Consider the following 9,887-nt stretch of genomic DNA (forward strand, 5'->3'; position numbering starts at 1 on the left):
ATCAGGGACCTGTGGTTGCCGCCGGCGGCCTGCAGCTATCGCATGGCGGTGATCTCGATCGACAAACGCTATCCGGGGCAGGCGCGGCGGGTGATGATGGGGCTGTGGGGCATGCTGCCACAGTTCAGCTATACCAAGATCATCGTGGTGGTGGATGACGACATCGACCCGCGCAATTGGGACGACATCGCCTGGGCGCTGGCCACGCGCATGGATCCGTCGCGCGACGTGATGATGCTGGAGCGCACGCCGATGGATTACCTCGATTTCGCCTCGCCCGAGGCCGGGTTGGCGGGTAAGATCGGCATCGACGCCACCAACAAGATCGGCAGCGAAACCAACCGCGACTGGGGAGAGGTCATGAAAACCGCCGATAAGGACGCCGCCTTTGCCGCGGACCTGCTGGCCCGCTGCCTGCCGGGGTGGGGCGGATGAACGCCCGTGTCGTGCTGGGCGTGGCCGGGGCCTCGGGCGCGGCCTTGGGGCTGTCGGTGGCGCGCCAGCTTTCGGCGATGGCGGTCGAGATCGACCTTGTGACCAGCCCGGCCGCCGAGCGCACCCTGCACGAGGAATGCGGCGCCGGGGCGCTGGACGAGCTGCACGGGCTGGTCACCCGGGTGCATGATTGCCGCAATATCGGCGCGGCGATCGCCTCGGGCTCGGTGCCGGTTTCGGGGATGATCGTCGCCCCTTGTTCGATGCGCAGCCTGGCGGCCATCGCCGGCGGGCTGGACGACAACCTCTTGACCCGCGCCGCCGGGGTGCAGCTGAAGGAGCGCCGCCCGCTGGTGCTGCTGACCCGCGAGGCGCCGCTGACGCTGGCCCATCTGCGCAACATGACAGCGGTCAGCGAAATGGGCGGCATCATCCTGCCGCCGGTGCCGGCCTTCTACCTCGGGCCGAAGAGCGTCGAGGAGATCGTCACCCAGATCGCCGGGCGCGCGATCGACCTGCTGCGCCTGGGCGCGCCGGTGTCACGGGCCTGGTTGCAAGGTTAATTTGAAAAACATGTTAAATTTCTCTTTTTATTCAGAGAAATCCAATTAATTTTCCGAAAGGGAAAATTTCAAGTGCCGTTGATTAAAGTCAAGTCTTTTGCCGGCAGGCGCGCTTAAACCGACCTCGTACCGCAACTTTGGAGTCGCGTATGCCTGTCCGTCGGACGATTGCAATGCTCATTTCGGGAACAACGCTGACGCGTGTTTTCCGGCTGCCCGAGCTTGCAGGTCTGATGGCCGTTTTCGCCCTTGTGCTGCAGCTTCTGGCGCCGTCCCTTGCCAGCGCGACACAGGGTGAATGGATCGAGATCTGTTCGGAATATGGAATTGTTCTGCAACAGATCGCACCTGAGGACGGCACCTTGCCGTCGCAGGAAAGCGGGTATGGCGATTGCGAAGACTGCGCTTTCTGCGCATTTGCAGCACCTCTGAGCCCGGCGTCCGGGGCGGGATTCGAACTGATTGCGGCCTCGGCCGCTCAGACGTCCCGGCACGGCGGGCGCGAGGTCGGCGACGATGCGCAATTTCAGTGGCCCGAAAGCCGGGGGCCACCATCAGCTAAGACATTTCTGCATGCGGAGCGCGACCCTCGCATGTCCAAAGCGTTAACTTCGAATAAAGGAGGTGCGCTGTGGACATAAAGCGCGCTATCTTCTCATGGCTCAGTGCAGCGATCTTCATTCTCACGGCAATTGTCGCCGCAGAGGCCCGCGCTGACAGCCTTGCGAGCTTTCTTCCCGATCTGGAACCTTCGGAACTGGCCCCCGGAGCAGACGCCTTTGGCCCGGTGCGTGACGACGTCAAGGTCGCCCCGGTGCTCAGACAGGGCGAGACCATTGCCTGGGCCTTTCTGACCTCGGATTTCGTCGGCACAACCGGATATTCGGGCAAGCCGATCCATGTCGTGGCCGCGATCGACGCCGACGCGGTGCTGACCGGGGTGAAACTGGTCAAACACTCTGAGCCGATCGTGCTGATCGGCATTCCCAACTCGAAGATGGTCGCCCTGACCGAGGGCTATGCCGGGCTCGACCTCAAGATCGAGGCCGCGACCGGCGGCGAGGGGCATGATCTCGACATCATCTCGGGCGCCACGGTGACCATCATGGTGATCGACGACAGCCTCGTGCGCGGTGGCATCAAGGTCGCGCGGGCGCTGGGCCTTGGCGGTCTGGCGCCGGTGCAAACCGGCCCCAAACGCGAGATCGACATGGCGCGCGACACGGTCGAAAGCTGGGAGCAGCTGGCCGGCGACGGCTCGTCGCGGCGGATGACACTGGATGTCGGTCAGGTCAATCAGGCCTTTGCCGAAACCGGCGATGCGCGCGCCATCGCCCGCCCCGAACCGGGCGAGCCGGGCGACACTTTCATCGACATGCACATGGCGCTGGTCTCGGTGCCGACGATCGGCCGCTCGCTGCTGGGCGATGCCGAATACGACAATCTGGTCAAATGGCTGGAGCCCGGCGAGCACGCGATCCTGGTGCTGGGGCGCGGCGCCTACAGCTTCAAGGGCTCGGGCTATGTGCGCGGCGGCATCTTCGACCGCATCCAGCTGATCCAGGGCGACAACTCGGTGCGTTTCTTCGACAAGGAGCAAAGGCGGCTCGGGGCGCTGGCCACCGAGGACAGCCCCTCCTTTTCCGAACTGGACCTGTTCAAGATCAAGGCCGATACCGAGTTCGACCCCGCCGAACCCTTCCGTCTTCAGCTGCTGGTGCAGCGCAGCGTCGGGGCGCTGGACCGGGTCTTCCTGACCTGGGATCTCGGCTACAAGCTGCCCGAGAAATACCTCTTGCCGGTCAAGCCGGTGCCGGTGGTCGACGATGCCACGGGCGAGGCGGCGGCCAAGTCGGCGCTGTGGAAACGCATCTGGAAGGACAAGACGGTCGAGATCGGCGTTCTCGGCGCGATGCTGCTGCTCTTGACCTCGGTGTTCTTCTTCCAGTTCCAGGCGACCCGCAATCCGCGCGTCTTCTACTGGTTCCGCGTCGGCTTCCTGAGCTTCTCGCTGGTCTTCCTCGGCTGGTACACCAATGCGCAGCTGTCGGTGGTCAACCTGATGGCGCTGGCCGGCAGCCTGCGCTCGGGCTTCAGCTGGGATGCCTTCCTGATGGACCCGCTGGTGTTCATCCAGTGGTTTGCCATCGCCGCCGCGCTGCTGTTCTGGGGCCGCGGCGCCTATTGCGGCTGGCTGTGCCCCTTTGGTGCGCTGCAGGAGCTGACCAACAAGATCGCGCGGGCCTTCAAACTGCCGCAATGGGAGCTGCCCTGGGGTCTGCATGAACGTCTGTGGCCGCTGAAATACATGATCTTCCTCGGGTTGTTCGGCCTGTCGATCGTGTCGATCCCGATGGCCGAGACCGCCGCCGAGATCGAACCCTTCAAGACCGCGATCATCCTCAAGTTCATGCGCGAATGGCCGTTTGTGGTCTTTGCGGTGCTGCTTCTCGGTCTGGGCCTGTTCATCGAACGCTTCTATTGCCGCTACCTGTGCCCCTTGGGCGCGGCGCTGGCGATCCCGGCACGGATCCGCATGTTCGACTGGCTGCGCCGCTATCGCGAATGCGGCAGCCCCTGCCAGACCTGCTCGAACGAATGTCCGGTGCAGGCGATCCACCCCACAGGGGAGATCAACCCCAACGAATGCGTCAACTGTCTGCACTGTCAGGTGCTCTATCAGTCCGACACCAAATGTCCGGTTGTCATCCGCCAGCTCAAGCGGCGGGAGAAGACCGGCTCGGCGGAGATCAAGATCCCGAAGAAAGCTCCGCCGGCAAACCACCCGAACGCAACTACTACCCAGTCTTCTTGAAGGAGGAAACCATGACAGAAGAAACCAAAAAAGCCCTGTCGATGTCGCGTCGCGGCATGCTCGGAGCCACCGCCACGGGGGCCGTCCTGGCCACCACCGGCGTCGGCTCGACCATGCTGGGCGCCAGCCAGGCACAAGCCGCAGGCAAATACGCTCTCGAGCCGGGTGAACTGGACGAGTACTACGGCTTCTGGTCCTCGGGTCAGTCGGGCGAGCTGCGCATTCTCGGTGTGCCCTCGATGCGCGAACTGATGCGGGTTCCGGTGTTCAACCGCTGCTCGGCCACCGGCTGGGGTCAGACCAATGAATCGCTGAAGGTGCTGACCGAAGGCCTGCTGCCGGAGACCAAGGAATTCCTCGCCGCCAACGGCAAGGTCACCTATGACAACGGCGATTTGCACCACCCGCACATGTCGTTCACCGACGGCACCTATGACGGCCGTTTCCTGTTCATGAACGACAAGGCCAACACCCGCGTGGCGCGCGTGCGCTGCGACGTGATGAAATGCGACAAGATCATCGAGATCCCCAACGCGCATGACATCCACGGCCTGCGTCCGCAGAAGTTCCCGCGCACCGGCTATGTCTTTGCCAATGGTGAGCATGAAGCACCGCTGGTCAACGACGGCAAGATCCTCGACGAGCCGGATCAGTACGTCAACATCTTCACCGCCATCGACGGCGACGAGATGGAAGTGGCATGGCAGGTCATCGTCTCGGGCAACCTTGACAACACCGACTGTGACTATCAGGGCAAATACGCCTTCTCGACCTCGTACAACTCGGAAATGGGCATGAACCTGGCCGAGATGACCGAGAGCGAGCTGGACCACGTGGTGGTGTTCAACATCAAGGCCATCGAGGACGCGATCGCTGCCGGCAACTACCAGGAGCTGAAGGGCGCCAAAGTGGTCGACGGCCGCAAGGGCGCACCGGGCAACCTGACCGCCTATATCCCGATCCCGAACTCGCCGCACGGTGTCAACGCCTGCCCCGACAAGCGTCACATCATGATCAACGGCAAGCTGTCGCCGACCGTGTCGGTGATCGACGTCGAGAAACTGGACGCCGTCTTCGCCGGTGCCGACCCGCGCTCGGCCGTGGTCGCGGAACCGCAGCTGGGTCTCGGCCCGCTCCACACCGCCTTCGACAACCGCGGCAACGCCTATACCACCCTGTTCCTCGACAGCCAGGTGGTGAAGTGGGACATCCAGAAGGCGATCGACGCCTATGCCGGCAAGGACGTGGATCCGATCCTCGACAAGGTCGACGTGCAGTACCAGCCGGGCCACAACTCGACCTCGATGGGTGAAACCGCCGAAGCCGACGGCAAGTGGCTGGTTTCGATGAACAAGTTCTCGAAAGACCGCTTCCTGAACGTGGGTCCGCTGAAGCCTGAGAACGAGCAGCTGATCGACATTTCGGGCGACAAGATGAAGGTGGTCCACGATGGCCCGACCTTTGCCGAGCCGCACGATTCGATCATCGTCCACCGCTCGAAGGTGAACCCGCGCCAGAACTGGGAGCGCAACGACCCGACCTGGGCCGAGGCCCGTGCCCAGGCCGAGGCCGACGGTGTGGATCTGGACGATTACCAGGACACCATCATCCGCGATGGCAACAAGGTGCGCGTCTACATGTCGAGCCAGGCGCCGAACTTCTCGCTCGAGCAGTTCACCGTCAAGCAGGGCGACGAGGTCACCGTCATCGTCACCAACCTCGACGACATCGACGATCTGACCCATGGTTTCTGCATGGCCAACTTCGGTGTGGCGATGGAAGTCGGTCCGCAGGCGACCGCCTCGGTCACTTTCGTGGCTGAACGTCCCGGTGTTCACTGGTACTACTGCCAGTGGTTCTGCCACGCGCTGCACATGGAAATGCGCGGCCGTATGCTGGTCGAGCCCCGGTAAGGAGAAGACGGATGAAATGGTCCCTGGCAGCATTGAGCATGTTCCTTGCCGGCGCGGTTGCGGCGGCGGAGTGGGACGTGCCCAACACGCCGGGGGCCATTTCCGCGACACTGGCGCAGGCGGCGGATGGAGACACCCTCCGCCTGAGCCCCGGCACCTACCGTGAAAACGTGGTGCTGGACCGCCCTGTCACGCTGGACGGGCAGGGACATGCGACCATCGACGGCGGCGGCTTTGGCAGCGTCGTGACCGTTACCGCGGGCAATGTCACCGTGCGCGGCATCACCGCCATCGGCTCGGGCTCGTCGCATGAGACCATCGACAGCGGCATCCAGCTGACCAAGACCGCCCATGCGCCGCAGATTCTGGACAACGTGGTTCTGGGCAACCTCTATGGCATCGACATCCACGGCGCGCGCGACGCGCGGGTGGCGGGCAACCGTATCGAGGGCCGGCAGGACCACCGCATGAACGACCGCGGCAACGGGGTCTATGTCTGGAACGCCCCCGGCGCCATCGTCGAAGGCAACGAGATGCGCTATGGGCGCGACGGCATCTTCGTCAACTCGAGCCGCGACAACATCTTCCGCGACAACATCTTCCGCGACCTGCGTTTCGCGGTTCATTTCATGTATGCCAACGGCAGCACCGTGTCGGGCAATGTCTCGGTCGGAAACGACCTTGGCTATGCGATCATGTTCACCAAGAACGTCGAGGTGAGCGGCAACGTGTCGATCGACGACCGCGAGCACGGCATCGCCTTCAACTACACCAATTCCTCGGACATCCGCGACAACTTCGTGCGCGGGTCGAAGCAGAAATGCGCCTTTCTCTACAACAGCCACAAGAACGATTTCTCGGGCAACTGGTTCGAAGGGTGCTCGATCGGGATCCATTTCACCGGATCCGACAACAACCGCATCGTCGGCAACAGCTTCATCGCCAACCGCACCCAGGTCAAACTGGTGACCACCAACTGGTACGAGTGGTCCGAGGCGGGCGCGGGCAACTACTGGAGCGACAATGCGGCCTATGACGTGAACGGCGATGGCATCGCGGATGCGCCCTTCCGTCCCAACGACAGCATGGATCACGTGCTGTGGACCCAGCCATCGGCAAAACTGCTGCTCGGATCACCCGCCGTGCAGCTGGTGCGCTGGTCCCAATCCGCCTTTCCGGCGCTTTTGCCCGGAGGCGTGATCGACAGTCACCCCCTGATGTCGCCCATCATCCCCGATGCGGGCGGAAAGGTTCCTCATGACGGATAATATCCTCACCATCCAAGGTCTGTGCAAGGATCGCGGCAAGACCCGCGTTCTGCACGACGTCTCGCTGACCGTTTCCCCGGGCGAGCGCGTGGCCCTTCTTGGCCATAACGGCGCGGGGAAATCGACACTTATCAAGGCCGTGCTGGGCCTGATCCCGATCGAGGGCGGCAGCATCTCGGTGGCCGGCCACCGGCCGGGCCGGGGCGCGGCGCGCGCCGCCACCGCCTTTCTGCCCGAAGCGGTGAGCTTTCACCCCGCCCTGACCGGGCGCGAGCAGCTGACGCTGTTTGCCCGACTTTCGGGCACCCGCGCCGACATTCCCGGCCTGCTGGAGCGGGTCGGGCTGGCGGAGGCGCTGGACCGGCGCATCGGCACCTATTCCAAGGGCATGCGGCAGCGGCTGGGTCTGGCGCAGGTGCTGCTGGGCCATCCCAAGGTGGCGCTTCTGGACGAACCCACCAGCGGGCTCGATCCGATCTCGCGGCAGGACCTCTACGCCATCATCGACGAATTGGCGGCCAGCGGCTGCGCGGTGCTGATCGCCAGCCACGCGCTGACCGAAGTCGAGGCCCGCACCGACCGCATCGCGATCATGCGCAGGGGCCATCTGGTGGCCGATGACACGCTCGAGGGGCTGAGCGCCAGGGCCGGGCTGAAGACCCGGCTGCGGGTGCGCGCGACGCAGAACGCGGATCTGATCGCCTCGCAGGTCGGGGGCACGCGGATCAACGGTGCCTCGGTCGAGATCTATTGCGCCGCCGAAGACAAAATGACCGAGCTGCGCCGCATCGCCGAACTGGGCGAGGCAGTGGCCGATATCGACATCACCCCGCCGCGTCTTGACGATCTCTATCGCCATTTTGCAAAGGAGGCGCAGCAATGACCCGTTTCCTGGCCATCGCCCGCGCCGAGATGCGCATTCTGCAACGCAACCGCTGGCTGTTGATGGCGACCCTTATCATGGTGCTGTTCGCGCTGGCGCTGACCTTTGCCGGCAGCGCCCCCACCGGCGCCCTCGGGGTCGACATGCTGACCGTGTCGGTGGCCTCGATGACCACGCTGTCGGTCTATCTGGCGCCCCTGCTGGCGCTGATGATCTCGTTCGATGCCGTCGCCGGCGAGACCGATCGCGGCTCGCTCGGGCTGCTGCTGTCCTATCCCGCCGGGCGCGGCGAGATCCTGCTTGGCAAGTTCGCCGCCCATCTTGCCGCCCTTGCCTTCGCGATGCTGATCGGCTTTGGCAGCGCCGGCGCGGTGGCGGCCTGGTTCGGCGGCGCCGGACCGGCAAGCCTGATCGCGCTGAGCCGGCTGATCGCCACCTCGATCCTGCTTGGCGGCGTGTTTCTGACCCTGGGCTATCTGGTCTCGTCCCTGTCGCGCAGCGCCACGGCGGCGGCCGGCATGAGCGCCGGGCTGTGGCTGGTCTTCGTGGTGCTCTATGACCTCGGTCTGCTGGGCGCGGTGGTGGTCGACGGCGGCGGAGATTTCACCCAGCATGTCTTTCCCTGGGTGATGGTCGCCAACCCGGCCGACGCCTTCCGGCTGTGGAACATCGCCGCCTCGGACGGGGTCGCGCTGAGCAGCGGCATGACCGGGGCCGCGCAGGCGCTGCCGGCCTGGGCGGCGCCGCTGTCGCTGATGGTCTGGCCGCTGATCGGCTTTGTCGCCGCGCGCGGCGCCTTCCGGCGGGTCGAACCATGATCAGGCCGCTGCTGTTCGCCGCCCTGGCGCTGGGCCTGGCCGCCTGCAAGGAGGAGGCGGCCGAGGCGCCGCCGCCGCCGGTCGAATTGACCGCAGAGGCGCTGAGTTACTTCTGCCAGATGAACATCGCCGATCACGGCGGCCCCAAGGGGCAGGTGCATCTCGAGGGGCTGCCGGCGCCGCTGTTCTTTTCGCAGGTGCGCGACCTTGTCGCCTATCTGAAAAGCCCGGAGCGCGATGCCGATATCGTCGCCATCTATGTCAGCGACATGGGCGCGGCCAAAAGCTGGAACGAACCCGGAATTGCGAACTGGATCGCCGCTGACGAGGCCCTTTTCGTGGTCGGCGCACCGGTGGCCGGCGGCATGGGGGCGCAGGAGATCGTGCCCTTCGCCCAGAGCCGGGCGGCCGAAGATTTCATCAATCAATATGGCGGCATGTCATTGTCGCTGAAGGATATTCCCGATGATGCCGCGCTTGGCGCGGTCAATCTTGACATAAAATTGGAGACCCCCTCATGACCTCATTGAGCCGCCGCCGCTTCCTGTCGATCGCCGCGGCCAGCTCGGCCCTGCCCGCCGCTGCCATTGCCGCCCAGGGACCGGTCGCCGCCTGGCGCGGCCGCGCCATGGGAGCGCAGGTGTCGATGAAGATCGCCGGCCTCACGCAAGCCGATGCCGCGCCGGTTTTCGTCGCGGTGGAACGGGAACTGCTGCGGCTGGAGAAGATCTTCAGCCTGTACCGCACCGAGTCCGAGATCAGCCGCCTCAACCGTGACGGCGTGCTGGCGCGCCCCTCGCATGAGCTGCTCGAGCTGCTCAGCCTCAGCGACCGGCTGCACCGGGCCAGCGGCGGCGCCTTTGATCCCAGCATCCAGCCGCTGTGGCTGGCGATGGCCGCCGGCGCGGGCGCGGAAGAGATCGAGACCGCGCGCCGCGCCGTCGGCTGGCAGGGTCTCGGGTTCGATGCCGCCGAGGTGCGTTTCGAACGCGCCGGGCAGGGGCTGACGCTGAACGGCATTGCCCAGGGCTATGTCACCGACCGTATCGTCGCGCTGCTGAAGGCGCGGGGGCTGGGCGACATACTGGTCGACATGGGCGAGATCGCGGCGCTGGGCCATGGCCCCGACGGCGACGACTGGCGGGTCGGGGTCGCCGCCGACGACGGCACGCTGGTCAGGCGGCTGCGGATG

At 64.9% G+C, this 9,887-nt stretch carries 9 protein-coding genes and 1 pseudogene; all 10 read left to right on the top strand.

Features of this window, described 5'->3' with window-relative positions:
- Positions 1–435: pseudogene (locus tag ABZD10_RS10175) on the top strand (UbiD family decarboxylase); the annotation flags it as partial.
- A complete protein-coding gene (locus tag ABZD10_RS10180) occupies positions 432–998 on the top strand; it encodes a UbiX family flavin prenyltransferase (protein ID WP_372886268.1) in 567 nt (188 codons plus the stop codon). The pseudogene ABZD10_RS10175 and the gene ABZD10_RS10180, both read left to right, overlap by 4 nt.
- A 173-nt stretch (positions 999–1,171) precedes the next feature.
- The gene (locus ABZD10_RS10185; RefSeq protein WP_372886269.1) at positions 1,172–1,639 is read left to right on the top strand and encodes a DUF2946 family protein; all 468 of its coding nucleotides are present in this window, start codon (positions 1,172–1,174) and stop codon (positions 1,637–1,639) included.
- Positions 1,630–3,813, top strand: coding sequence for a 4Fe-4S binding protein (locus ABZD10_RS10190; RefSeq protein WP_372886270.1), 2,184 nt, complete (start codon positions 1,630–1,632; stop codon positions 3,811–3,813). The genes ABZD10_RS10185 and ABZD10_RS10190 overlap by 10 nt, the downstream gene beginning before the upstream one ends.
- Before the next feature lie 11 nt (positions 3,814–3,824).
- Positions 3,825–5,726, top strand: coding sequence for a TAT-dependent nitrous-oxide reductase (gene nosZ, locus ABZD10_RS10195; protein WP_372886272.1), 1,902 nt, complete (start codon positions 3,825–3,827; stop codon positions 5,724–5,726).
- Between the two features lie 11 nt (positions 5,727–5,737).
- Positions 5,738–6,994 carry a nitrous oxide reductase family maturation protein NosD gene (locus tag ABZD10_RS10200; RefSeq protein WP_372886274.1) on the top strand — a complete coding sequence of 419 codons (1,257 nt, stop codon included), beginning with the start codon at positions 5,738–5,740 and terminating at the stop codon, positions 6,992–6,994.
- Positions 6,984–7,877: an ABC transporter ATP-binding protein gene (locus ABZD10_RS10205; protein WP_372886276.1), complete on the top strand. Its 894-nt coding sequence runs from the start codon at positions 6,984–6,986 to the stop codon at positions 7,875–7,877. The genes ABZD10_RS10200 and ABZD10_RS10205 overlap by 11 nt, the downstream gene beginning before the upstream one ends.
- Entirely contained in the window at positions 7,874–8,695 is an 822-nt protein-coding gene (locus ABZD10_RS10210) for an ABC transporter permease (RefSeq protein ID WP_372886278.1), read from the top strand. Before ABZD10_RS10205 ends, ABZD10_RS10210 begins: the two co-directional genes overlap by 4 nt.
- Positions 8,692–9,216 carry a nitrous oxide reductase accessory protein NosL gene (locus ABZD10_RS10215; protein ID WP_372886280.1) on the top strand — a complete coding sequence of 175 codons (525 nt, stop codon included), beginning with the start codon at positions 8,692–8,694 and terminating at the stop codon, positions 9,214–9,216. The genes ABZD10_RS10210 and ABZD10_RS10215 overlap by 4 nt, the downstream gene beginning before the upstream one ends.
- On the top strand, positions 9,213–9,887 hold a 675-nt coding region (locus tag ABZD10_RS10220), incomplete at its 3' end, for an FAD:protein FMN transferase (protein ID WP_372886282.1). The genes ABZD10_RS10215 and ABZD10_RS10220, both read left to right, overlap by 4 nt.

Origin of the sequence: Shimia sp., from assembly GCF_041624275.1 — a bacterium.
Taxonomy (GTDB): domain Bacteria; phylum Pseudomonadota; class Alphaproteobacteria; order Rhodobacterales; family Rhodobacteraceae; genus Shimia.